Source organism: Azospirillum agricola, assembly GCF_017876095.1.
GTDB lineage: Bacteria > Pseudomonadota > Alphaproteobacteria > Azospirillales > Azospirillaceae > Azospirillum > Azospirillum agricola.
Window position 1 is genome coordinate 72,323 of the sequence record NZ_JAGINM010000017.1, and the last position, 23,480, is coordinate 95,802.

26 protein-coding genes are annotated in these 23,480 nt (G+C 69.8%); 5 read left to right on the forward strand and 21 right to left on the reverse strand.

Features of this window, described 5'->3' with window-relative positions; all coding sequences use genetic code 11:
* Nucleotides 1–9: 9 nt before the first annotated feature.
* The 3 genes from J2847_RS23185 to miaA all read right to left on the reverse strand — a co-directional run bounded on the left by J2847_RS23185 (nucleotide 10) and on the right by miaA (nucleotide 4,312).
* Nucleotides 10–1,773 carry an acetolactate synthase 3 large subunit gene (locus J2847_RS23185; protein ID WP_209781177.1) on the reverse strand — a complete coding sequence of 588 codons (1,764 nt, stop codon included), beginning with the start codon at nucleotides 1,771–1,773 and terminating at the stop codon, nucleotides 10–12.
* Between the two features lie 326 nt (nucleotides 1,774–2,099).
* On the reverse strand, nucleotides 2,100–3,263 hold the full coding sequence (locus J2847_RS23190; protein ID WP_211114823.1) for an aminotransferase-like domain-containing protein: 1,164 nt from the start codon (nucleotides 3,261–3,263) through the stop codon (nucleotides 2,100–2,102).
* A 68-nt stretch (nucleotides 3,264–3,331) separates the two neighbouring features.
* A complete protein-coding gene (gene miaA / locus J2847_RS23195) occupies nucleotides 3,332–4,312 on the reverse strand; it encodes a tRNA (adenosine(37)-N6)-dimethylallyltransferase MiaA (RefSeq protein WP_233474730.1) in 981 nt (326 codons plus the stop codon).
* Between the two features lie 327 nt (nucleotides 4,313–4,639).
* On the opposite strand from miaA, the gene serB reads away from it, so the two are divergent.
* Nucleotides 4,640–5,533, forward strand: coding sequence for a phosphoserine phosphatase SerB (serB, locus tag J2847_RS23200; RefSeq protein ID WP_209781180.1), 894 nt, complete (start codon nucleotides 4,640–4,642; stop codon nucleotides 5,531–5,533).
* A gap of 37 nt (nucleotides 5,534–5,570) precedes the next feature.
* Here the strand turns inward: serB and J2847_RS23205 are convergent, their stop codons facing one another.
* From J2847_RS23205 to J2847_RS23255, 11 genes are all read right to left on the reverse strand, one after another.
* On the reverse strand, nucleotides 5,571–5,981 hold the full coding sequence (locus J2847_RS23205) for a bacteriohemerythrin (protein ID WP_209781181.1): 411 nt from the start codon (nucleotides 5,979–5,981) through the stop codon (nucleotides 5,571–5,573).
* Between the two features lie 238 nt (nucleotides 5,982–6,219).
* Complete coding sequence (gene fabI, locus J2847_RS23210) at nucleotides 6,220–7,005, reverse strand: enoyl-ACP reductase FabI (RefSeq protein ID WP_209781182.1); 786 nt, start codon at nucleotides 7,003–7,005, stop codon at nucleotides 6,220–6,222.
* A gap of 310 nt (nucleotides 7,006–7,315) precedes the next feature.
* The gene (locus tag J2847_RS23215) at nucleotides 7,316–7,723 is read right to left on the reverse strand and encodes a YgaP-like transmembrane domain (protein WP_085556042.1); all 408 of its coding nucleotides are present in this window, start codon (nucleotides 7,721–7,723) and stop codon (nucleotides 7,316–7,318) included.
* Nucleotides 7,724–7,757: 34 nt separating this feature from the next.
* Nucleotides 7,758–8,627 carry a PRC-barrel domain-containing protein gene (locus tag J2847_RS23220; RefSeq protein WP_209781183.1) on the reverse strand — a complete coding sequence of 290 codons (870 nt, stop codon included), beginning with the start codon at nucleotides 8,625–8,627 and terminating at the stop codon, nucleotides 7,758–7,760.
* Between the two features lie 128 nt (nucleotides 8,628–8,755).
* Nucleotides 8,756–9,400 (reverse strand): urease accessory protein UreG, encoded by a 645-nt coding sequence (gene ureG, locus J2847_RS23225; RefSeq protein WP_209781184.1) that lies wholly within the window; start codon nucleotides 9,398–9,400, stop codon nucleotides 8,756–8,758.
* A complete protein-coding gene (locus J2847_RS23230) occupies nucleotides 9,397–10,113 on the reverse strand; it encodes an urease accessory protein UreF (RefSeq protein ID WP_233474731.1) in 717 nt (238 codons plus the stop codon). The genes ureG and J2847_RS23230 overlap by 4 nt, the downstream gene beginning before the upstream one ends.
* A gap of 4 nt (nucleotides 10,114–10,117) precedes the next feature.
* Entirely contained in the window at nucleotides 10,118–10,648 is a 531-nt protein-coding gene (locus J2847_RS23235) for an urease accessory protein UreE (protein WP_209781185.1), read from the reverse strand.
* Complete coding sequence (murI, locus tag J2847_RS23240; RefSeq protein ID WP_209781186.1) at nucleotides 10,645–11,490, reverse strand: glutamate racemase; 846 nt, start codon at nucleotides 11,488–11,490, stop codon at nucleotides 10,645–10,647. Before murI ends, J2847_RS23235 begins: the two co-directional genes overlap by 4 nt.
* A gap of 57 nt (nucleotides 11,491–11,547) precedes the next feature.
* Nucleotides 11,548–13,257, reverse strand: a complete 1,710-nt coding sequence (ureC, locus tag J2847_RS23245) for an urease subunit alpha (RefSeq protein ID WP_209781187.1) — start codon at nucleotides 13,255–13,257, stop codon at nucleotides 11,548–11,550.
* A gap of 30 nt (nucleotides 13,258–13,287) precedes the next feature.
* Nucleotides 13,288–13,593, reverse strand: coding sequence for an urease subunit beta (locus J2847_RS23250; protein ID WP_209781188.1), 306 nt, complete (start codon nucleotides 13,591–13,593; stop codon nucleotides 13,288–13,290).
* A 15-nt stretch (nucleotides 13,594–13,608) separates the two neighbouring features.
* Entirely contained in the window at nucleotides 13,609–13,911 is a 303-nt protein-coding gene (locus tag J2847_RS23255) for an urease subunit gamma (RefSeq protein WP_085556034.1), read from the reverse strand.
* Nucleotides 13,912–14,125: 214 nt separating this feature from the next.
* Here J2847_RS23255 and J2847_RS23260 point away from each other — a divergent pair, with 214 nt between their 5' ends.
* Nucleotides 14,126–14,833, forward strand: coding sequence for a hypothetical protein (locus J2847_RS23260; protein WP_209781189.1), 708 nt, complete (start codon nucleotides 14,126–14,128; stop codon nucleotides 14,831–14,833).
* A gap of 21 nt (nucleotides 14,834–14,854) precedes the next feature.
* Nucleotides 14,855–16,495, forward strand: a complete 1,641-nt coding sequence (locus J2847_RS23265) for a Na/Pi symporter (protein WP_209781190.1) — start codon at nucleotides 14,855–14,857, stop codon at nucleotides 16,493–16,495.
* A 16-nt stretch (nucleotides 16,496–16,511) separates the two neighbouring features.
* Here the strand turns inward: J2847_RS23265 and J2847_RS23270 are convergent, their stop codons facing one another.
* From J2847_RS23270 to J2847_RS23280, 3 genes are all read right to left on the reverse strand, one after another.
* Nucleotides 16,512–17,420: an urease accessory protein UreD gene (locus J2847_RS23270; protein ID WP_325169468.1), complete on the reverse strand. Its 909-nt coding sequence runs from the start codon at nucleotides 17,418–17,420 to the stop codon at nucleotides 16,512–16,514.
* A gap of 82 nt (nucleotides 17,421–17,502) precedes the next feature.
* On the reverse strand, nucleotides 17,503–17,937 hold the full coding sequence (locus J2847_RS23275) for a CBS domain-containing protein (protein WP_209781191.1): 435 nt from the start codon (nucleotides 17,935–17,937) through the stop codon (nucleotides 17,503–17,505).
* Between the two features lie 148 nt (nucleotides 17,938–18,085).
* The gene (locus J2847_RS23280) at nucleotides 18,086–18,826 is read right to left on the reverse strand and encodes a LuxR C-terminal-related transcriptional regulator (RefSeq protein ID WP_209781192.1); all 741 of its coding nucleotides are present in this window, start codon (nucleotides 18,824–18,826) and stop codon (nucleotides 18,086–18,088) included.
* Nucleotides 18,827–19,179: 353 nt separating this feature from the next.
* Between J2847_RS23280 and J2847_RS23285 the strand changes: the two genes are divergently transcribed.
* Nucleotides 19,180–19,845 (forward strand): LuxR C-terminal-related transcriptional regulator, encoded by a 666-nt coding sequence (locus J2847_RS23285; RefSeq protein ID WP_085556029.1) that lies wholly within the window; start codon nucleotides 19,180–19,182, stop codon nucleotides 19,843–19,845.
* 63 nt (nucleotides 19,846–19,908) lie between these two features.
* Here the strand turns inward: J2847_RS23285 and J2847_RS23290 are convergent, their stop codons facing one another.
* Entirely contained in the window at nucleotides 19,909–20,481 is a 573-nt protein-coding gene (locus tag J2847_RS23290) for a type 1 glutamine amidotransferase domain-containing protein (RefSeq protein ID WP_209781193.1), read from the reverse strand.
* Between the two features lie 132 nt (nucleotides 20,482–20,613).
* Here J2847_RS23290 and J2847_RS23295 point away from each other — a divergent pair, with 132 nt between their 5' ends.
* Entirely contained in the window at nucleotides 20,614–20,970 is a 357-nt protein-coding gene (locus J2847_RS23295; protein WP_209781194.1) for a hypothetical protein, read from the forward strand.
* A 62-nt stretch (nucleotides 20,971–21,032) separates the two neighbouring features.
* Here J2847_RS23295 and J2847_RS23300 read toward each other — a convergent pair whose 3' ends face one another.
* The 3 genes from J2847_RS23300 to dcd are packed head-to-tail and all read right to left on the reverse strand — an operon-like array spanning nucleotide 21,033 to nucleotide 23,419.
* A complete protein-coding gene (locus J2847_RS23300) occupies nucleotides 21,033–21,500 on the reverse strand; it encodes a DUF2948 family protein (protein WP_209781195.1) in 468 nt (155 codons plus the stop codon).
* Nucleotides 21,501–21,526: 26 nt separating this feature from the next.
* The gene (gene murA, locus J2847_RS23305; protein ID WP_209781196.1) at nucleotides 21,527–22,819 is read right to left on the reverse strand and encodes a UDP-N-acetylglucosamine 1-carboxyvinyltransferase; all 1,293 of its coding nucleotides are present in this window, start codon (nucleotides 22,817–22,819) and stop codon (nucleotides 21,527–21,529) included.
* Nucleotides 22,820–22,864: 45 nt separating this feature from the next.
* Nucleotides 22,865–23,419 carry a dCTP deaminase gene (gene dcd, locus J2847_RS23310; RefSeq protein WP_209781197.1) on the reverse strand — a complete coding sequence of 185 codons (555 nt, stop codon included), beginning with the start codon at nucleotides 23,417–23,419 and terminating at the stop codon, nucleotides 22,865–22,867.
* Nucleotides 23,420–23,480 lie beyond the last annotated feature (61 nt).

Sequence of the window (23,480 nt, forward strand, 5' to 3'; positions counted from 1 at the left end):
AGCAGCCGATCAGACCAGAACCATGCCGTCTTCCGGCGTGGCGTCCGACGGCTTGTCCTCCGGGCCGAGCAGGATCTCGTTGTGGGCCTTGCCGCCGGGGATCATCGGGAAGCAGTTCTCCTTGGGATCGACCGCGATGTCGACGATGCAGGGGCGGTCGGTGACGGCCAGCATCTTGGCGATGACGTCGTCCACCTCGGCCACCGTGGTGGCGCGCAGGCCGACGCAGCCCCAGGCCTCCGCCAGCTTCACGAAGTCGGGCAGCGCCTCCGAGTAGCTCTGCGAGAAGCGCGAGCCGTGCAGCAGTTCCTGCCACTGGCGGACCATGCCCATGTACTGGTTGTTCAGGATGAAGATCTTCACCGGGGCGCGGTACTGCACGGCGGTGCCGATCTCCTGCATGTTCATCAGGAAGCTGGCCTCGCCCGACACGTCGACGACGATGGCGTCGGGGTGGGCGATCTGCGCGCCGATGGCGGCCGGCAGGCCGTAGCCCATGGTCCCCAGCCCACCCGAGGTCATCCAGCGGTTCGGCTGGTCGAAGGGCAGGAACTGGGCGGCCCACATCTGGTGCTGGCCGACCTCGGTGGTGACGTAATGGTCCTTGCCGCGCAGCGCCTCGCGCAGCCGCTCCAGCGCGTATTGCGGCTTGATGACCGATTCCGTGCGGTTGTAGTTCAGGCAGTTGCGGGCGCGCCAGCCCTCGATCTGCCCCCACCAGCTCTTCAGCGCCGCCTGGTCGGGGCGCTTGGCCCGCGCCTTCCAGATGCGCAGCATGTCCTCCAGCACCGCGCCGCAGTCGCCGACGATCGGGATGTCGACCTCGACCGTCTTGTTGATCGAGCTGGGATCGATGTCGACGTGGATCTTCTTGGAGCCCGGCGCGAATTCCGACAGCTTGCCGGTCACGCGGTCGTCGAAGCGTGCGCCGATGTTGATCATGACGTCGCAGTTGTACATGGCGAGATTCGCCTCGTACGTGCCGTGCATGCCGAGCATGCCGAGCCACTGGCTGTCCGACGCCGGGAAGGCGCCCAGGCCCATCAGGGTCGAGGTGATCGGGAAGCCGGTGGCCTTGACGAACTGGGTCAGCAGCTTGGCGGCGAAGGGGCCGGCGTTGATGACGCCGCCGCCGGTGTAGAAGATCGGCCGCTTGGCGTTGGCGATCAGCTCGACCGCCTCCTCGATGCGGGCGATCTCCGGCTTGACCTGCGGGCGGTAGGTCTTGTGCTTGACCTCGGCCGGCGGGACATAGACGCCGTCGGCGAACTGCACGTCCTTCGGCACGTCGATCAGCACGGGACCCGGACGGCCGCTGCGCGCGACGTAGAAGGCCTCGTGCAGGGTGCGGGCCAGGCTGTTGACGTCCTTCACCAGGTAATTGTGCTTGGTGCAGGGCCGGGTGATGCCGGTGGTGTCGGCCTCCTGGAAGGCGTCGTTGCCGATCAGGTGGGTCGGCACCTGCCCCGACAGGCAGACGATGGGGATGCTGTCGCACAAGGCGTCCAGCAGGCCGGTCACCGCGTTGGTGGCGCCGGGGCCGGAGGTCACCAGCACGCAGCCGACCTTGCCGGTCGAGCGCGCGTAGCCCTCCGCCGCGTGGACCGCGGCCTGCTCGTGGCGTACGAGGATGTGGCGAAGATCGTTCTGCTGGAACAGCGCGTCGTAGATGGGAAGTACGGCGCCGCCGGGATAGCCGAAGATGGTGTCAACGCCCTGATCCTTCAGAGCCTTGATGATGATCTGGGCGCCGGTCAGCTTCTGTTCGGACATCGCTCGCGACCTTCTCGTAGGGGCGCCTCTCCTTCGGGCGCCCGTTTCCTCGGAACTGCCACGCCCCCCGATGAAGCCTTGCCGTCAAAACAACGGCTTAGCCCCGTGGATTTGGGGCGGGAGCCGCAAACTAGCCAAAGGGGGCATCGCAGGTCAACCCATTTTGCGAATGATCGAGAAGTTTTTTTGCCGCGATTTTTCCAATTGTTGCGCATTGCGTGTCGCGGGTGGAAAGCAGGACCGAGGGAGAGCGGCCAAACGAAAACGGCGGCCGCTCTGGAAGCGGCCGCCGTCGATCGGGCGTGTCGGTTGCGGAACGGCGCGGGTTACGCGTCCTTCAGCAGGTTGCACAGGCGGCGGATGCCCTCGCGGATGCGCTCCGGCTTGGTGACCGAGAAGGCCAGACGCAGCGTGTTCCTGCCCGAGCGGTCGGCGTGGAAGGCCGAGCCGGGGACGAAGGCGACGTTGGCCTCCTTGATGGCGCGGGCCAGCAGCGCGGTGCCGTCGACATCCTCCTGGGCCTCGATCCAGACGAACAGGCCGCCCTCGGGCTTGGTCCAGGTGACGCCGGGCGGAGCGAATTCCTCCAGCGCCGACAGCATGGCGTCGCGGCGCTCCTTGTACTGGACGCGCAGGTGCTTGATGTGGCTGTCGAAGAGCTGCGACACCACGTCGTGCATGACGATCTGGTTGATCGTGCTGGTGTGCAGGTCGGCCGCCTGCTTCATCAGCACCAGACGGTTGATGACCTCGGGCGCCGCGTTGACCCAGCCGACGCGCAGCGCCGGCACCATCGTCTTGGAGAAGGTGCCGCAATAGATGACGTTGGTCAGCTTGCCGCCATTGCGGGCGCAGTCGAGCGCCGCCATCAGCGGCAGCGGCTCGCCGTCGTAGCGCAGCTCGCAATAGGCGGTGTCCTCGATCACCGGCACGCCGGCGGCGGCGCAGAGGTCGAGGATGGCCTCGCGACGGGCGAGCGACACGGTGGTGCCGTTCGGGTTCTGGAAGTCGGGGACGAGGTAGAAGAACTTCGGCTTCTCGGCCAGCGCCGCCTCAAGCGCCGCCAGCTCCGGCCCCTCATCGTCCATCGGGATGGAGATGTAGACGGGCTCGTAGGGCGAGAAGGCCTGGAGCGCGCCGAGATAGGTCGGCCGTGTCACCACGATCTTGTCGCCGGCGCCGATCAGCAGCTTTCCGACGAACTCCAGCACCTGCTGCGAGCCGTTGGTGACCAGCACGCCGTCCAGCCCGACATTCACGCCGTTGCGGCCCATGTAGGCGGAAATCCACTCGCGCAGCGGCGTGTAGCCCTCGGTGATGGTGTATTGCAGGGCGCCGCCGGCGCCGCCGTTGGACTGGAAGATCTTCTCGTAGGCCCGCGCGATGGCGGCGGTGGGGAAGAAGTCCGGGTCGGGGATGCCGCCGGCGAAGGAGATGATCTCCGGACGGTCGATCAGCTTCAGCAGCTCCCGGATTTCGGACGCCGTCATGCCGCCCACGCGGCCCGCGAACACATGACCCCAATCAACCGACACGTCTATTCTCCCAAGGCAAAGATTTAACGGCCCAAGATGGTGCTTAGGTGAGCGAGAATTGCATTCCGCTGGGCCAATGAACAGAGCGAATCCGTCGCATGATGGCAGCCATGCGGTGCCGTATGCGGCGGGCGCTCCACGAGCTGGTGGCGGAACCACGTCACCTGCCGCTTGGCATAGCGCCGGGTCGATTGCTGGGCAAGCGCGATGGCGTCCTCCAGCGTGACCTCGCCGCGCAGGTGGCGGCGCAGCTCGGGCACGCCGAGCGCCTTGAGCACCGGCAGGTCGGGGGCGAGGCCCTGCTCCCGCGCGAGGCGGTCGAGGGCGCGGACCTCCTCCAGGGCGCCCTGCTCCATCATCAGGAGGAAGCGGCGGTCGCACAGCGCGTACAGCTCCTCGCGCGGAGGGTCGAGCACGACGACCGCGAAGCGCAGCCCCTCGGGCGCGCCCTGCCCGGTCCGCGTCTGCCAATGGGTCAGGCTGTGGCCGGTGGCCTCCAGCACCTCCCAGGCGCGGGTCAGGCGGGTGGTGTCGCCGGGGTTGAGCCTGGCCGAGTCCGGGTCGCGGGCGACGAGTTCCGCGCGGAAGGCCTCGCCGCCCAGCGCGGCCAGACGGGCATGGGCGGCGGCGCGCACCGCGTCGGGGATGGGCGGAACCTCGCTCAAGCCCTGCATCAGGGCGCGCAGATAAAGGCCGGTGCCGCCGACGACGACGGGCAGGCGCCCGGCGGCCCTGGCGGCGGCGATCTCCTCCAGCGCCAGGATGCGCCAGCGCGCCGCCGACCCGCGTTCAGAGGCGGGCAGCACGCCGTAGAGCCGATGGGGAGCGCGGGCGAGATCGTCCGCCGGCGGACGGGCGGTGACGACATCCAGTTCGGCGTAGAGCTGCATGCTGTCGGCGTTGATGACGGTGCCGCCGAACCGCTCGGCGACGGCCAGCGCCAGCCCCGATTTCCCCGACGCGGTCGGCCCGCCGATGACGACGACGTCCGTAAGCTCGCTCATGTCCCCGGCCCTCGTTTCCATGGCGGAGATTCACCACCGAGACGCCGGAAGGCCAAGAAAAATCGGAGCTGATGGACGGCCGGAATTTCACACGGATAAACACGGATGGGATCGGATGAACACGGATAGGGGGCGCATGGGCTTTGCCGAACCTCATCCGTGGGCGGGCGCGGCCCGCATCCGTGTTCATCCGTGTCAAAAAACCTTCGGCCTGGCCGCAGCCCCCATGCCACGCGCCCCCGTTTCGCCGAAGCTTCGTTGGACCAGCTCCCCCCGGCTGTGGTAGGCAGCGGCCCGAAGGCCCTTCGCTCTGCCGGAACACACGCCATGAACGCCGTCGCCACGCTGATCGCCCCCCGCTCCGCCGTCCTCGACGAGAGCGCCGTCCTGTCCGCCCGCGCGGCGCTGGTGGCGCTGGGCGCCGACGCCGGTCAACCGGACTGGCTGGCCCCCGGCACCGCCTGCGACCTGCCCTTCGGCAACTTGGCCCCCGAGCAGGCCGAGGCGGCGATCCGCCACGCCCTGTCCGGTGCCGCGCTCGACATCGTCGCTCAGCCCGCCGTCACCCGGCGCAAGCGGCTGCTGGTCGCCGACATGGAATCCACCATCATCGAGCAGGAGCTGCTTGACGAGCTGGGCGACTGCGTCGGGCTGAAGGACCACATCGCGGCGATCACCGCCCGCGCCATGAACGGCGAGATCGACTTCAAGGACGCGGTGCGCGAGCGCGTCGCCCTGCTGAAGGGCCTCGACGAGAGCGTCATCGACACGGTGTGGAAGCGCGCCACCCTGATGCCGGGCGCCGCCAAGCTCGTCGCCACCATGCGGGCGAACGGCGCGGTCTGCGCGCTGGTGTCGGGCGGCTTCCGCTGCTTCACCAGCCGGGTGCGCGCCTGGATCGGCTTCGACGACGACCAGGGCAACGGGCTGGAGATCGCCGGCGGCGTCCTCACCGGGCGGGTGATCGAGCCGATCCTCGACAAGGACAGCAAGCTGGAGGCCCTGCTGGCCTACGCCGGCGAGCACCGGGTGCCGGTGGCCGAGACGATGGCGGTCGGCGACGGCGCCAACGACCTGCCGATGCTGCTGGCCGCCGGGCTCGGCGTCGCCTACCACGCCAAGCCGGCGGTGGCCGCCGAGGCGCGGGCGCGCGTCGATCACGGCGACCTGACGGCGCTGCTGTTCGCCCAGGGCTACCGGATCGACCAGTTCGTCGGGTGAGGGCGGCGATGATCCCGCCGGCCGGACGGCCGGCGCCTCAGGTCCAGACGCCCTTCACGTAGGGCGTCAGCTGGGTGTCCTGAAGGATGATGTGGCGGACCAGCCAGTCGGCGGTGAACTTGTACAGCTTCGCGGCGTTCTCGTGCGTCGGCTCCATGGAGAAGCTGTGCGACAGCTCGCTCACGGCGCGGACCGCCTCGCGGTGCTGCTCGGCGTGCTCCCTGTAGTGCGGGTAGCGCACGGCCTGCATCATCCGCTCCTCGCGGGCGAAATGCTCCTTGGTGTATTCCAGCAGCTTGACCAGGATCTTGGCGACGCGGGCCGGCTGGAAGCGTTCGGCGTTCAGGGCCGCGTCGAGTTCGTTCAGATACGCGATCAAGTGCTTGTGGTCGTCGTCGATGGTCGGCTGGCCGACGCTCAATTGCCGACGCCACAGAATGACGCTCATGCTTTCTCAGCCTCCTCCCTGCCGGGTCCCGCCGGGTTCTCCGCGGCGGCTTCCGGCCCGCTCGTCCGGCGATTATGGTGGTCCGGCCGGAGGAACCAAACGGTTGGCGGAGTCACACGTCAATTTGACGCACCCGTGATAGCCGGATGAGGGCTGGGAGACCGGAACGCGAAACGGGCGGGAGCGTCGCCGCCCCCGCCCGCCCGTCAGCCCGGAAACCGCCGACGGAAAAAACGCGTCAGCCGATGATCGAGTAGCCGCAGTCGACGTAGGTCGTGCTGCCGGTGATGCCCTTGGCGCCGTCGGTGGCGAGGAAGGCGGTGGTGTAGCCGACCTCCTCGATGGTCACCAGACGGTGTTCCGGCGTGCGCTCCGCCGCCTTGTCCATCAGCTCGTCGAAATGGGCGATGCCGGACGCGGCGCGGGTCTTGATCGGGCCCGGCGAGATGGCGTGGACGCGGATGCCCTTGGGGCCCAGCTCGGCGGCGACGTAGCGCACGCTGGCCTCCAGCGCCGCCTTGACCGGCCCCATCACGCCGTAATTGTCGATGACGCGGTTGGCGCCGAAATAGGACATGGTGAACAGCGAACCGCCGTTGGTCATCAGCGGCTCGGCGTATTTCGCCATGCGGATGAAGGAGTGGCAGGAGACGTCCATCGCCTGCTGGAAGCCCTCGCGCGAGCAGTCGGTGACGCGGCCGTGCAGGTCGTCCTTCGGGGCGAAGGCGATGCTGTGCAGCGCGAAGTCGAGACGGCCCCACTTGTCGGCGACCTTGTCGAAGATGGCCTTGAGCTGGCCTTCGCTGGTGACGTCCACCGGCTCGAAGATCTCGGCCTCGACCTGCTGGGCCAGCGGCTCGACGTGCTTCCTGGCCTTCTCGTTCAGGTAGCTGATCGCCAGATCGGCGCCCAGCGCGCGGAAGGCGCGGGCGCAGCCCCACGCGATCGACTGGTCGTTGGCGATGCCGAGGACGAGTCCCTTCTTGCCTTCGAGCGTGGCGGCGGCGGGAATGATCGTGGTCATGCGAGCAGTCCTGGAGTCAGGGTGGGAGGAACAAGGGAACCGCGAGGCCTCGCCCCCGTCGCACCCCGCGGGTCGTGACCGGTGCCGGACTTTCGCGTCCCGTCCCTTGTGCAGCGCACCATAAACCAGGACCCAAAGGCGATCAAGTCATTCGTGTTGAAACAAAAACGACATTCGAAATAACGGGAGAAAACCCTTCGCATTCGAACAATAAAACAGGCCAGATGCGGCGTCCGCCTTCATTGATCCATATCAAGGAAACGGCCTCCCGATCGGATGCCGGGAGGCCGTTTCTTGGAATTTCCCAGGATCAGCGGGCGACGCCCGGATTGAAGGAGGGTGGATCGCTGGCCGGGAAGGATTGCTGCGACGCTTCGTCCACCGTCTCGCATTCGGGATCGGTGTCGTAGATGTCGCCGGGATGGCGTGAGAACTGGTTGCGCCCCTCCTCGACGTCCTGGGCGGGAAAGGCGCGGTGGTCGTGCCCCCAGCCGGCCATCATGCCCTTGACCGGGCAGTAGCCGGTGAGGCCGCGCGCCACCAGGGCGCCGCCGGCCAGCGCCAGCGCCGCCCCCGCCGTGTCGGCGCGGCGCAGCCCCAGCACCGCCAGAAGCCCCCCGCCGACCAGGGACACCAGCCGTTCGGTGTGGCCGACGTTGATGCTGTGGCCGCTGTTGACGCCGTGGTCGAAATTGTCCGTGATGGTCGAGAGTGCCATGGCTGGTCCTCCTGCTTTGCTCAAGCTCGTCGGGTCACTGGTTGGCGGTCGGCGGCTGCGGGGATGACGGCTGTGCTGCGCCGCTCTGCCCGCCCGCCGTGTCGGACGCGGCGCTGCCCCCGGAGGCGGCGCGCGCCTGGGTCAGTTCGGCGTTCAGGCGCGCGACCTCCTGCGACAGCCGCTGCACCTCCTGCTGGAGCGGGGCCGGCTGCGCCATCGGCCCGCCGGCCGCCGCCAGCGCGGCGGAATCGCGCATCCAATAGGGCGGCACGCCGTAATAGGTGTGGACCGCCATCGCCCATTGCCGATCGCCCATGTCCGGCCGGCTGGAGCCGCTGAAGCGCGGCGCCCCGGCCAGCCGGTCCTTCGGCACGTTCAGGACATAGCCGTCCTTGTTGGGGCCATCGTTGTTGGCGGCCGGCTGGAACAGCGCCCACGGCACCGGCACATGGGCGTCGCCGATGCCGAGGAAACCACCCATCTCGACGACGGCGTAGGCGACGCGGCCGCTGTTGGGATCGATCACCAGTTCGGAGATCTTGCCCAGTTCGGCACCGTCGGCGCCGCGCAGCCTGGCCTTCGCCAGATCGTCTGCGGCGACGGCGCGCGGGTGCTCGATGGAGCCTTGCAGGGCGTCGGCCTCGCCGAGAATGGCGAGGCAGGCCGGCGCGTTGCCGGTCTGCGCCACGCGCTGCGCGGTCTGCTGGAGCGCCCGGAGCTGGGCGGTTTCCTGCGGGGTGACGGGGGCGGGGGTTCCCGGCCCGGCGGCCTCCAGCGCGGCGACCCGCTGGCCGAGCCGGTCGAGTCCCTCGGTGCAGCCATCGGCGGCCAGCGCCGGCGTCGCGGCGGACAATACCCCCAGCGCGGCCATCGTCAGGGCAGCGCCAAGCAGCGGGCGTTTCATCAAGGGACTCCTCCGGCTCGGAACATCGCGTGCTGAATGAACAGCACGGTCAAGCCGGAGGTTCCGTGTTTACCCGGAGGCCGCCCGGTTTTGTCGGCCGGGGGTTTTGTCGGGCGGCCGGGCTCCGGTCAGCCGGGAAGCGGCAGGCCGCCGCGCTGGACGATGAAGGACTGCACCGCGTCCAGCCCCTGCCCGGTCTTGATGTTGGTGAAGACGAAGGGGCGGTCGCCGCGCATCTTGCGGGCGTCGCGGTCCATCACCTCCAGGCTGGCGCCGACCAGCGGGGCGAGGTCGATCTTGTTGATGACCAGCAGGTCGGAGCGGGTGATGCCCGGCCCGCCCTTGCGCGGGATCTTGTCGCCGGCCGACACGTCGATGACGTAGATGGTGATGTCGGCCAGCTCCGGCGAGAAGGTCGCCGCGAGGTTGTCGCCGCCCGATTCGATGAAGATCAGGTCGAGCTCGGGGAACGTCGCGTTCATCGTGTCGACGGCGGCGAGGTTGATCGAGGCGTCCTCGCGGATCGCCGTGTGCGGGCAGCCGCCGGTCTCCACCCCCATGATGCGCTCGGGCTTCAGCGCGCCGGAGCGGGTGAGGAACTCGGCGTCCTCCTTGGTGTAGATGTCGTTGGTGATGGCGGCGACTTCCCAATCGTCGCGCATGCGCTTGCACAGCGCGTCGGTCAGCGCCGTCTTGCCGGAGCCGACCGGGCCGCCGATGCCGACGCGCAAGGGTCCGGCGTGGCTCTTCTCGATAGCGGGAAGCGTGCTCATGAGCGGAAAAGCCTCGTGTATTGGGTTTCGTGGATCATCGAGGTCCAGTCGACGGCCATCGCCCGGCCGCCGAGATCGTCGAGCGGTGTCGCGAGGACGGCCCCGGCCGCCGCGTGGGTGATCGGGTCGAGCCCCGCCAGCGCCCGCTGCCCGTCGGTCTGGCCGAGCGGCACCAGCCGCACCCCGGCGGAGACGAGGTTGGCGGCGAAGGCGTGCAGATAGGCGGCGAGCGCCGGCCCCTCGGCGACGCCGATGAGCGCGGAGACCAGGGCGACGGCGACGGCGTAGGCCGGCGGCCGTCCGATGGCGGTCAGGACGCCGTCCCAGCGGGCGAGCCCGTCGAGCGGCCAGGCGGCGCGGATGGCGATCAGGAAGGCCTGCCCCTGGGCGCGCGATTCCAGCGCGGTCTCCGACGAGGCGCGCAGGATGTCGGCGCGCTCCACAGCCCAGACGAAGGCGGCTTCGTCGCCGGCGCGCACCGCGCGGTGGACGGCGGCGAACAGCATGCCGTCGGTGCGCCCGGCGCCGTGGCGCAGAATGCCGTCGAGCCAGACGGTCAGCGAGGCGCGGTCCCGCACCAGCCCCTGCTCGACCGCCGCCTCGATGCCGTGGCTGTAGGAGAAGCCGCCGACCGGAAAGGACGGCGACAACCAGGCGAGCAGGCGGGTCAGCGCGTGGGCGTTGATTCCCTCTCCCGGGACGGGAGAGGGCATAACGTCAATGCTCATGCGAATGCCCATGGGCATGCCCGTGATCATGTCCGTGCCCATGATCGTGCCCATGCCCGCCACCATGCGCGTGCCCGCCATAAGCCCCGCCCTCCGGCATGAAGGGCAGATGCACGTCGCGCACCTCGGCGCCGAGCCCGCGCAGCATGTCCGCGATCACATGGTCACGGCGCAGGCGGATGGTGTCGCCGACGATCTGCACCGGCAGATGCCGGTTGCCGAGATGCCAGGCGATCCGCGCGAAGGACTCGGCCGGACCGGCGACGCGGACCTCCATCAACTCCTCGGGCGCCGCGACGACGCGCAGGATGCCGCCGTCGCCAAGCTCCAGCCCGTCGCCGTCGTCCAGCGCCACCGCGCGCGGCAGGTCGAGCAGGAAGCCGCCGCCGGCATCGTCGGTCATCGCCATGCGCCGCCGGTGGCGGTCGTCGAAGGCCAGCGTCACGGTGCCGGACGCGCGCTCCAGCGGCCAGTGGCCGCGGGCGTGGACGCGGGTGGCGCGGCGGGAAAGATCGTTCATGGTGAGAGCCGTTCGAAAGGAGTCGGGTGGCCGAAGAAGCGCCCGGCCAGTTCGCTGACCAGCGGCGCCGATCCGGTGGTGAAGAAACGCACGCCATGCTCGCCGGCGGCCGGGCGGTATTCGGGGTGGCGCTCCAGATACTGCTCCAGCGAGCGGGCGGTCAGCGTCGGCTGGCACAGCACCTCGACCCCCGGCGGCAGCGCCCGCAGGAACAGGCGCTCCACCAGCGGGTAATGGGTGCAGCCGAGCACCACGGTGTCGAGCGGCTGGCCGCCCAGCCGCTCCAGCAGCGCCGCGACGTAGCCGGCCACGACCGGCGCGAGGACCTCGTCGGGCGCCCCGCGCTCGATCAGCGGGACCAGATCGGGGCAGGCCTGCTGCACGACGCGGACCGAGGGCGCCCGCTTGCCGATCTCGCGCGGGAAGGAGCCGGAGTTGACCGTCGCCTGCGTCGCGAAGACGCCGACGGTGCGCGGCTCGCCCAGATGGTCGGGCGGCACGGTGTCGATCATCCAGGGCACGCGGGTGATCGCCTCGACCATCGGCACCAGCACGCCCAGCACGTTGCGGCCGGGATGGGCCGTCGGCAGCCACTCCTGCTGCAACCGCCGCAGCGCCACGGCGGCGGCGGTGTTGCAGGCGATGACCACCAGCCGGCAGCCCTGGGCGAAGAGATGCTCCATCCCCCGGATGGTGAGGCGGTGGATGTCCCCGTCGTCGCGCGGCCCATAGGGAGCGGCGGCGTGGTCGCCGAGATAGACGAAGGGCCGTCCGGGAGCCGCATCCACCAGCGCGCGCAGCACCGTCAACCCGCCATGGCCCGAATCAAAGACACCGATCACGAATGGAAACCTCTTGCCGTCCATGCCCTCTCCCGCCCCGGGAGAGGGAGACCAACCTCAGAACAGGAAATAGCGCTGCGCCATCGGCAGGACCGCCGCCGGCTCGCAGGTCAGCAGTTGCCCGTCGGCCCGCACCTCGTAGGTTTCCGGATCCACCTCGATGCGCGGCATCTCGGCGTTGTGGATCATGTCCTTCTTGCCGACGGTGCGCGTGCCCTGCACGGCGATCAGCTCGCGGTGCAGGCCGAGCTGGCGGCCGACCTCCAGCTCCAGCGCCTTGCCGCTGACGAAGGTCACGCTGCTCGCCTGCAACGACCGCCCGAAGGAGCCGAACATGCGGCGGTAATGCACCGGCTGCGGCGTCGGGATCGAGGCGTTGGGGTCGCCCATCAGCGCCGCCGCGATGGTGCCGCACTTCAGCACCATGTCCGGCTTGACCCCGAAGAAGGCCGGCGACCACACCACCAGATCGGCGAGCTTGCCGACCTCGACCGAGCCCACCGCATGGCCGATGCCGTGCGACAGCGCCGGGTTGATGGTGTATTTGGCGATGTAGCGCTTGACCCGGAAATTGTCGTTGTCGCCGGTCTCCTGCGGCAGCCGGCCGCGCTGGACCTTCATCTTGTGCGCGGTCTGCCAGGTCCGCAGCACCACCTCGCCCAGCCGGCCCATCGCCTGGCTGTCCGAGCTGATCATCGAGAAGACGCCGAGATCGTGCAGGATGTCCTCCGCCGCGATGGTCTCGCGGCGGATGCGGCTCTCGGCGAAGGCGACGTCCTCGGGGATGCGCGGGCTGAGATGGTGGCAGACCATCAGCATGTCGAGATGCTCGTCCACCGTGTTGACGGTGAAGGGCCGCGTCGGGTTGGTCGAGCTGGGCAGCACGTTGGGCAGCCCGGCCACCTTGATGATGTCCGGCGCGTGGCCGCCGCCCGCCCCTTCCGTGTGGAAGGCGTGGATGGTGCGGCCGGCGAAGGCGGCGATGGTGTCCTCGACGAAGCCCGACTCGTTCAGCGTGTCGGTGTGGATCGCCACCTGGACGTCGAGCTGGTCGGCCACCGACAGGCAGGTGTCGATGGCGTCCGGCGTGGTGCCCCAATCCTCGTGCAGCTTCAGGCCGCAGGCGCCGGCGGCGACCTGCTCGATCAGCGCGTCGGGCCGGCTGGCGTTGCCCTTGCCGAAGAAGCCGAGGTTGATCGGCAGCCCTTCCGCCGCCTGGAGCATGCGCTCCATGTGCCAGGGCCCCGGCGTGCAGGTGGTGGCCGAGGTGCCGGCCGCCGGCCCGGTGCCGCCGCCCAGCATGGTGGTGACGCCGCTGTTCAGCGCCTCGTCGACCTGCTGCGGGCAGATGAAGTGGATGTGGGCGTCGATGCCGCCTGCGGTGACGATCTTGCCCTCGCCGGCGATCACCTCGGTGCCGGGGCCGACGACGATGGTCACGCCGGGCTGGACGTCGGGGTTGCCGGCCTTGCCGATGGCGGCGATGCGCCCGCCGGTGATGCCGATGTCTGCCTTGACGATGCCCCAATGGTCGATGATCAGCGCGTTGGTGATCACCGTGTCGACGGCGCCCTGCTGGCGCGAGCGCTGCGACTGGCCCATGCCGTCGCGGATCACCTTGCCGCCGCCGAACTTGACCTCCTCGCCGTAGACGGTGTGGTCGCGCTCGACCTCGACGATCAGGTCGGTGTCGGCCAGCCGGACGCGGTCGCCGGTGGTGGGACCGTAGAGGGCCGCGTATTCGGCCCGGTCGATGCGGTACGCCATGTCTGGTTCGCCCCTTGCTGGACAGGCCCGTCAGAGGGCGCCGTTGACCTTGCGGTTGAAGCCGATCACCACCCGGTCGCCGTCGTAGGCGACCAGCGTGACGCGGCGGGTCTGCCCCGGCTCGAAGCGCACCGCCGTGCCGGCGGGGATGTCCAGCCGGAAGCCGCGCGCCCGCTCGCGGTCGAAGGTCAGCGCCGCGTTGGTCTCGTGGAAATGGTAGTGCGAACCGACCTGGATCGGCCGGTCGCCGGCGTTGGCGACGTCGAGCTCGACCGTCGCGCGGCCGGCGTTCAGCACGATCTCGCCGGACGCCGGGAGGATCTCACCGGGTTTCATGGGTTGGAACTCCCCTCAACGGATCGGCTGGTGGACGGTGACGAGCTTGGTCCCGTCGGGGAAGGTCGCCTCGACCTGGATGTCGTGGATCATCTCGGGGATGCCCTCCATCACCTGCTCGCGCGTCAGCACGGTGGCGCCGTCGCGCATCAGCTCGGCGACGGTCCGGCCGTCGCGCGCGCCCTCGACCACGAAGTCGGTGATGAGGGCGACCGCCTCGGGATGGTTCAGCTTCACGCCGCGCTCCAGCCGCCGCCGGGCCACCATCGCGGCCATCGCGACGAGCAGCTTGTCCTTCTCGCGCCCTGTCAGGTTCATCGGGGAATTGCCTTTTGCCGCCCTGTTCGTTGCCGGGGATTATGCCACGTTGCCGCGTCGCGCCAAGTGCGTCGTATGACGTATCAGGGACTTGGCCGGGGATGGGCCGCGAGCGGGAGCGGAGGCGGGGCTGTCACAGGACCGTAACTTGCCGCTCCGCGCCGCCGCGCGTACAGGAACGGCCGAACGCAGTCGCGCAAGTGGGGTTCATGAGATGACGCAGGCGGCAGGGTCTTCCGGCGAACGGCCGCGCTACAGGGCCGGCGGCGGGCGGCGGCCCGTGGTGGCGCTCGCCGGCGCGCTGGTCGCCGTGTTCATCGTCAACAGCCTCGTCGGCCTCTTCGCCATCGACTACGCCCGCAAGGCCGACGAGGCCGGGCACGCCACCCAGTCCAGCCTGATCGAGGCGCTCGACACCGCGCGCGAGGCGCAGGTCGCCTTCAAGATCCAGGTGCAGGAGTGGAAGAACCTGCTGCTGCGCGGCAGCGACCCGGAGGAGAACCGCCGCTACCTCGACCGTTTCGCCGGGCAGGAGCGCCGGGTCGGCGAGGCGCTGGCCCGCCTCCAGGCCATCGCCCCCGCCCTGGGACTCGACCATGGAGCCGTGGAGGCGGTGATCCGCGACCACGCGGCGCTGGGCGAGCGCTACCGGCAGGCGCTGACCCGCTTCGACCCGACCGCACCCGGCGGCGACGCGGCGGCGGCCGACCGCGCGGTGCGCGGCATCGACCGGCCGCTGGACAGCGCCATCGACGCCATCGCCGAATCGACCCGCGCCCACGCCAAGGCCCGGCAAGGCGACCTCGCGGCGGCGGCGGCCGAGCGCTACACCGGCACGCGGGTGGTCGCCATCGCCAGCGCGCTGCTCGGCCTGCTGCTGATCGCGGTGGCGCTGGGCCGCGCGGTCGGGCGGCGCGGCTGACGGACGGGGAGCGGAGCGATCATGGACATCGTCGCCACGCTGTTCGGCGGGCTCGGGCTGTTCTTCACCGGGGTGAAGCTGATCGGCCGCAACCTCCAACACATGGCCGGACGCCGCTTCCGCGCCGTGCTGGCGAAGGCCACCGCCAACCCGCTGAGCGCCGCCGTCGCCGGCACTCTGCTCGGCGTCCTGACCCAGAGCACCAACGCCGCCACCTTCATCGTCATCAACCTGATCACGGCGGGCGCCGTCACCATGCGGCAGGCGATGCCGCTGGTCGGCTGGGCCAACCTCGGCACCGCCGTGCTGGTGGCGCTGACGGCGGTCGACCTGCGGCTGGCGGTGCTCCATGTGCTGGGCGTCACCGGGCTGTGCTTCTACCTCGACCTCGACCGCTCGGCGCGCTACCGCCATCTGGTCGGCGCGCTGCTGGGGCTGGGGATCCTGTTCCTGGGGTTGCAGCTGATGAAGGCCGGGGCCGGGCCGCTGCGCGACGTCCCGGCGATGCGCGCCGCCCTGCTGTTCGCCGCCTCGTCGGACTTCCTGCTGCTGCTGATCGGGGCGGCGATCACGCTGGTGGCGCAATCCTCGGCGACGGTGGCGGTGCTGGCCGTCACCATGGCCGGCGCCGGCCTGTTCGGCGAGCGCGAGACCATCCTGCTGGTGCTGGGGGCGAGCCTCGGCTCCGGCCTGACGACGCTGCTGCTCGGCGGCAACCTCGACGGGCGGGCCGGGCAGCTCGCCATCTTCCAGGCGCTGTTCAAGGCGCTGGGGGTCGCGATCCTGCTGCCGTTGTTCCTGCTGGAGGACGGCACCGGCCTGCCGATGCTGCGCCACGCCATCGATTCGGTGGCCGACGGCCTGCCGGAGCGCGTCGCCTGGGTCTTCGTGCTGTGCCAGGTGGTGCCGGCGCTGGTCCTGCTGCCGGTCTTCGGCGTGGCGGAGCGGCTGCTCGCCCGCTGGTCGCCGCCGACCGAGACGGAGGAGCTGTCGCGCCCGCGCTACCTGTCCGACGAGGCGCTGATCGATCCCGAGAGCGCCCTGCCGCTGGCCGGGAAGGAGCAGCTCCGCCTGCTGCGCCACCTGCCGGACTATCTGGACTGCGTGCGGGCCGAGCCGGACACCCCCGACCCGATCCCCTTCGGCGCGCTGCACGAGAGCATGACCGCCGTCGCCCGCGCCGTCGAGGCCTTCCAGACCGAGCTGATCGGCGGCGACCTGCCGCGCGGCACGCTGGTGCGCGCCATCGCCCAGCAGAACCGGCTGGAAATCCTGGTGTCGCTCCACGACAGCGTGCACGAGCTGGTCCGCCAGATCCACGACGCGCCGGAGGCGCTGCACCATCACCCGCTTCCCTCCCAAATGGCGGAGAGCCTGCACGCGCTGCTCTCCAGCCTCGCCGACACCGCCGCCGACCCGGACCACGACGGCGTGTCGCTGCTGGTCGGGCTGACCGGCGACCGCGGCGAGCTGATGGGGCGCATCCGCCGGTCCCTGCTGCGCGGCGACGACCCGCCGGCCCCGGCGGTCCAGCAGGCGCTGGTCGCCCAGACCGCCCTGTTCGAGCGCATCGTCTGGCTGACCCGCCGCTATGCCCTGCTGCTGCGCGAGGGGGCGGACCGGGTGGAAACGCCGGCGCCGGCCGCCATGGCGGCGGATTGAGGCCGGCTGTTACCCCTTACACCTCCCAGAGACGCGGCAGCCGCGTCGGCAGGCCGGCCGCCTCGGCGCGCAGGCCCGACCAGAGGACCATGTAGGCCCGGCGCACCGCGCGGGCGTCGCCGCCCAGGATGCGCACCACCAGCAACCCGTCGAAGGCCGTCGCCCCGACCCGCGCGTACCCGTCCTGCTGGGCGGCTCCGTCCGCCAGCGCGCGCACCGCGTCCAGCCGGTCCGCCGCGTCGGGCGCGGCGTGCAGCAGGGTCGCGCAGGCTCCCGCCCCACCGAAGCCGGCGGGATGGTTCAGGGTCTCGGCGATGTCGCCATCCAGATGCAGGGCGTCGGCCCAGACCGCCCGGCCGTCGCGGACCACCTCCCAGGCGTCGCGGATCAGGCCGCGCGTGACCGTCTCCCCGAAGGCGGCGCGGCCGAAGACCAGCATCTCGCCGGCGATCAGCCGGGAATCGCCCGCCAGTTCCAGCCGGGTCAGCCGGCGCAGGCGCGAGCCCTCGAAGACGATGGCCTCCTGCGGCATCCACTCCAGCCACGCCCCGGCCTCAACCGCCACGCGCGTGTCGATGCGGCAGTCGGCGCCGGTGGAGCGGTAGACCTTCTCCGCCGCCTGCGTCGTCACCAGCGCCCGCGCGCCCGGCCCGGCCGACAGGTCGATGTCCATGCGGTCGCCGCCGACCATCCCGCCGGAGGTCGTCGCCAGCACGGCGATGGGAACGTCGCCCCGGCGCGGTGTCGGCAGCAGCACCCGCAGCGGGTCGTGGTGGTAGAGGGTCGCCAACCGGGTCTCGCCGTGGCGGTGCTCGAAACGAACGGTCGCGGCGCCATGCACCGCGACCTTCTTTTGCTCGCCGGCCGGAACCGCCCGGCCCGTGGTCGTCACCCCGCCGGCCATCCCCTCGATCGTCTGAAGCACGCTGTCCCGCTCCCCTCCCCTGTGGCGACCGCAGTCTGCCGGAAGGGAACGGGGCGGCGCAACCCGCGGTGTCGGCGCGGGATCAGCCGAGGATCTCGGCGATGACCTCGCGGTCGTGGACCTCCCGCTCGAAGCGCGACAGCTCGACGCCCAGCGCGTCGCGGATCGACACCATCCCGGCGGGCATCCCCCGCTCGGCGACCGGCAGGTGGCGGAAACCGCCCTCATGCATCAGATGCAGCGCGTGCATCACGGACTGGTCGGGCGACACCGTGGTCGGATCGGCGGTCATCACCTCGCCGACCCGCGTCCGGTCGGGATCGAGCCCGCCGGCCAGCACGCGGAACAGGGCGTCGCGCTCGGTGAAGATGCCGATCAGCCGCTCCCCCTCCACCACCATCAGGGCGCCAATGCGGTGTTCCTTCATCACATGCGCGGCGGTGCGCACCGTCGCGGAGGCCGGAACCGTGTGGATGCGCTGGTTGCGCGTGACGGCGCGGACGGGCCGGGTGGGCATGCGCGGAACCTCCTCTGGGTTGCGTGGCGATGATGGCGCCGAGGGTCGGCAGCCGAATGGATTCTTGTTGCGAACCTTCCTCTTTCCCGTTCCGAAAGTTACCTTTTGGTGGCGCGACGGACAATATGCGGAACGTCCTGTCGTCGTCCTACGCCTCGCCGGAGAAGCAGCCGCTGCGTGCGGCCACCACCGCGACCTGGGTGCGGTTGCGCACGCCGAGCTTCTGCATGATGGCGCGGACATGCACCTTCACCGTGCCCTCCAGCACGCCGAGCCCGCGGGCGATCTCCTTGTTGGAGTGGCCGGCCAGCAGGAGTTGGAAGACGTCGCGCTGGCGGTCGGTCAGGCGGTCGAGGATGCCGGAGGCCGGCCGCACCGGATCGCTCACCACGGCGCTGCTCAGCACCGCGCGCGGCAGGGGAAGGAAGATGTCCCCGCTCAGCGCCAGCGAGATGGCGTGCTCCAGCACCTCGGCCGAGCTGGTCTTCAGGATGTAGCCACGCGCGCCCAGGCGGACGCTGTCGACGATGTCCGACACCTCGTCGGACCCGGAGATCACCAGCAGAGGCACGCTGCCCAGCGCGTCGATCATCCGGCGGACACCGGGATGGCCCCCGTCCCCGGCCGCCTCCGAACGATCATCCGCTTCATCGCCCGCCCCGCCCAGACCGAGGTCGAACAGCACCAGGGTCAGGTCCGGCGTGCGCCGGGCCAGCGCGATCGCCTCGTCGAGGGACCCCGCCTCCAGGACACGGGCGTGGGGATGGATTTCGCCAACGGAGAGCGCGAAGCCATGCCGCACGAGAGGATGATCGTCGACCACCAGGAAGGTCGGTGCCGCTTCGGTCGCGACACGCTCAAAGCCGCGGGTTTGCAGCGTTATCTCCATTGTATCCCCACATGGCATCCGGTCGTTCTCCAGATCGGCCAAAGACAACGATTGGCCAAAAACCGGAAGACCTTCTTTCGAAGCGCCAAGACCCCCGACTACTCCGAAAGATTGGACAGTTCAACTGGCACGGATTTCCGACAAAATCGAAATCATTATCGTCGATTTCACCGTCGCGCCTTGCGTCTGTCAACGGACATCCGTATAAATCATCGGGTCATCAAGCGTAAAGCCCGCTTTTTCCGGACAATATTGATTGTATTTTTCCTTTCCGGAAATTCGAACGCGGGGCGGGCATTCACGAAGCGCCGGACCGGGTACGGGACTGGGGACGGCGCGGCGGAGGAGAGTCTATGAAGACGTGGAACGTCATGCTGGTGGATCACGACCGGCTGTTCTCGGCGGCGCTCGCGACGCTGATCGCCGGCGGCCCATTCCATGTGGGCACCCATGCGTTGAGCGCCGACGACGCGTTGGAGGACATCGCGGCCGGCGCCGCCCCGGACGTGATCGTGCTGGCCCTCCAGGACGGGCTGGCGGAGGAGATCGCCGGCATCAAGCGCCTGCGCGCCGCCACCCAGGCCCGCATCGTCGTGCTGGCCGACACCATCGCCGACCGCTCCCTGTCGCTGTCGCTGAAGGCCGGGGCGGACGCCTATCTGAACAAGAGCATGTCCAGCGAGTCGCTGCTGCGGTCCCTGCAACTGGTCATGCTGGGCGAGGTGGTCTACCCGACCCATGTGGCGAGCCTGCTGATGGCCGCCAGCAACGAGCGCCCCACCCCGCAGCCGGTCGCGGCGGCCGTCTCCAACGGCGACCTGTCGAAGCGCGAGGTGCAGATCCTGCGCTGCCTGCTGGCCGGCCAGTCGAACAAGGCCATCGCCCGCAACCTGCACATCACCGAATCGACGGTGAAGATGCATTTCAAGAACGTGATGCGGAAGATCAACGCCCAGAACCGCACCCAGGCGGCGGTGTGGGCGATCCAGAACGGGCTGTCGCCGCTCATCACCGCCTGAGCGCGGCGCTCCGATGCAAGGAGAAAGGGCGCCGGGATTGCCGGCGCCCTTTCCGCTCCACGATCACTCCGCCGCGTGGCGTTGGCGGTCGTGCCGGCCCTCGGCGAACTCCTCGATCATCTTGGGGCAGAAGGCGGCCAGATCGTCCGGCTTGCGCGAGGTGACGAGGCCGCGGTCGGTGACCACCGTCTCGTCAACCCAGGTCGCCCCGGCGTTGGTCAGGTCGGTCTTCAGCGACGGCCAGGACGTCAGCCGCCGGCCCTTCACGGCGCCGGCATCGATCAGCGTCCAGGGGCCGTGACAAATCGCGGCGATGGGCTTGCCCGCCTGGGCGAAGCTCTTGATGAAGTCGATGGCCTTCGGCTCCAGCCGCAGGGCGTCGGGGTTGATGACGCCGCCCGGCAGCATCAGCGCGTCGTAGCGGCCGGCGTCGGCTTGGTCGAGCACCGTGTCGACCGCAACCATGTCGCCCTTGTCGTGATGGTTCCAGCCCTGGATTTGGCCGGGTTTCGGGGCGACGACGTGAACCGTGGCGCCCGCGTCGCGCAGGGCCTTCACCGGTTCGGTCAGTTCCACCTGTTCGAAGCCGTCGGTGGCGAGCACGGCCACGGTCTTGCCGGTCAGGTTCTGAGCCATGGGGGCCTCCTCGCTGTTGGTCTCAAGCCTCCAGCAACCGGCTTACCCCTGGATCGTTCCCTTGGAACCCGCCGGCAATTCCCATGTTGATCGTTGCATAAGGATCACACTCACAGACGGGAGCGCCCAACCATGCGACTCCGCAACGCTTTCGCGACCCTTGTCGTGGCCGCAACCCTGCCATTCGCCTGGCCCGAGTCGGCCCTTGCCGGGGAATCGCTGCACGCGCGCGACCTGACCGGCCTGGAGGTCACCGGCCTGCTCGGCGAGGAGCTGGGACAGATCGCCTCGGTCTCGGAAACCACGGACCACAAGGACGCCGTCGTGCTGGTCGAGGCCAGCGGCATGCTGGACGTCGGCCACCGCTATTTCACGCTGCGCCGCTCGCAGCTCAGCCCGGGCGAGGACGAGGACACGGTGACGGTCAAGGTGACCGCCACGGAGGTGGTGCGCCGGATGCGCGACGACACCCAGGTGGCGGAGCGGTAGGGAGAGTTCTTGAACCACCCCCCACCCCCGCCCAGCGGGGGTGGGCAATCGAATCTCGCCCCCTACCCCTCCAACACATGGCTGGGCTTGCAGCCGGTCGGCCAGGGTTCGCCCAGATCCTCGACCAGCAGGCGCCAGCCGGCGCCGTCGAGCCGGACGCAGCCGCCGCCGGCGAAATGCAGGGCGACCCCGCCCTCCACCGTCTCCAGCGACAGCAGCTCCAGGATCTGCCCGCGATCCTTCACGTCGATGCCGCGCAGCTTGACGCCGGTGATCCCCTCGACCCGAACCCCGCAATGGACCCGCTCGAAGGGCGCCAGATCGTCGTCGTCGGCCGTGGGGCCGGGACGCGGCCGGGCGGCGCTCTCCCAGCGGAAACGGTTCACCACCATGACGAAACGCTTCTCGTCCGGCAGGAATCCCATGTCGCCGATGGGCAGGATGGCGTCCTGGAGGCAGGCGGAGACGACCTTCAGATCCTCGTCGTCCTCCGCGCGCAGGCGGATCGGGGCAGCGGGGGCAGCGGTCATGGCACCTCTCGGTTGGGCGGGAGGGCTCAGTCCTCGCCGCCGTGAATGCGTTCGATGTCGGCCCCGCAGGCGGCGAGCTTCTCCTCCACCCGCTCGTAGCCGCGGTCGAGGTGGTAGACGCGGTTGACCACCGTCTCCCCCTCCGCCGCCAGGCCGGCGAGCACCAGCGAGACCGAGGCCCGCAGGTCCGTCGCCATGACGGGCGCGCCGGTCAGCCGCTCCACCCCGCGCACCAGCGCCGACGAGCCGTGCACGGTGATCCGCGCGCCCATGCGGGTCAGTTCCGGCGCGTGCATGAAGCGGTTCTCGAAGATGGTCTCCGTGATCATCGCCGCCCCCGACGCCACGCACATCAGGGCCATCATCTGGGCCTGGAGGTCGGTGGGGAAGCCGGGATAGGGCTCGGTCATCACGTCGACGCCGTGCAGCTCGCCATTGGCGCGGGACACGCGGATTCCGTTCTCGATCTCCTCGAAGGCGACACCGGCGGGGGCCAGAGCCTTGACCGCCGCCTTGATCAGATCGAGACGCGTGTTCATGATGTCAAGACGCCCGCCGGTCATCGCCGCCGCCATCGCGTAGGTGCCGGTCTCGATGCGGTCGGCCACCACCATGTGGCGGGCGCCGTGCAGCCGGTCGACGCCCTCGATCACCAGACGGTCGGTGCCGATGCCGCTGATCCGCGCGCCCATCTTGACCAGGCATTCGGCGAGGTCGGTGACTTCCGGCTCGCGCGCCGCGTTGACCAGGATGGTGGTCCCCTTCGCCAGGGTCGCCGCCATCAGCAGATTCTCGGTGGCGCCCACCGACACCTTGGGGAAGACGTATTCCGCGCCGCGCAGGCCGCCGGCCGGAGCCTTGGCGACGATGTAGCCGCCCTCGATCCGGATCTCGGCGCCCATCGCCTCCAGGCCCTTGATGTGCAGGTCCACCGGACGCGCGCCGATGGCGCAGCCGCCGGGCAGCGACACCTTGGCCTCGCCGCAGCGGGCGAGCAGCGGCCCCAGCACCAGCACGCTGGCGCGCATCTTGCGCACCAGATCATAGGGCGCCGTGGTGTTGGTGACGTCGCGCGCGGTGAAGTCCACCGCCCGCCCGGCGCAGTCGCCCCCCGCCCCCGCCATGTGGATCGCGACGCCGTGCTGGAGCAGCAGGTTGCACAGCGTGTTGATGTCCGCGAGGATCGGCAGGTTGGTGAGCGTCAGCGTCTCGTCGCTCAGCAGCGAGGCGGTCATCAGCGGCAGCGCCGCGTTCTTGGCGCCGCCGACGGTGATGGAGCCGTTGAGCGGGCGACCGCCGCGAATGCGGATCTTGTCCATGGGGACCTGTGCCTTGCGGGAGATGGGGAAACCGGACGCGGAGGATCAGAGACGCGGCAGCGTCACGCCCTTCTGGCCCATGTATTTGCCGGACTTGTCGGCGTAGGACACCTCGCAGACGCTGTCCCCCTTGAGGAACAGGAACTGGCAGAGGCCCTCGTTGGCGTAGACCTTCGCGGGCAGCGGCGTGGTGTTGGAGATCTCCAGCGTGACGTGGCCTTCCCACTCCGGCTCCAGCGGGGTCACGTTGACGATCAGGCCGCAGCGGGCGTAGGTGCTCTTGCCCAGGCAGATCACCAGCACGTCGCGCGGGATGCGGAAATACTCCACCGTGCGGGCCAGCGCGAAGCTGTTGGGCGGGATGATGCAGACGTCGGTCTTGCGGTCGACGAAGCTGCTGTCATCGAAGCGCTTGGGATCGACCAGCGCGTTGTCGACGTTGGTGAAGATCTTGAACTCGTCGGCCACCCGCGCGTCGTAGCCGTAGGACGACACGCCGTAGGAGATGACGCCCTCGCGCTTCTGCGTCTCGACGAAGGGCTCGATCATGCCCTTGGTCTCGGCCATCTCGCGGATCCAGCTGTCCGGCATGATGCCCATCGGGGAACTCCTTGACGTATCGAAAGTGTGGGGTCGAGGGCCGTTTGTAGCGGAGCCGGCC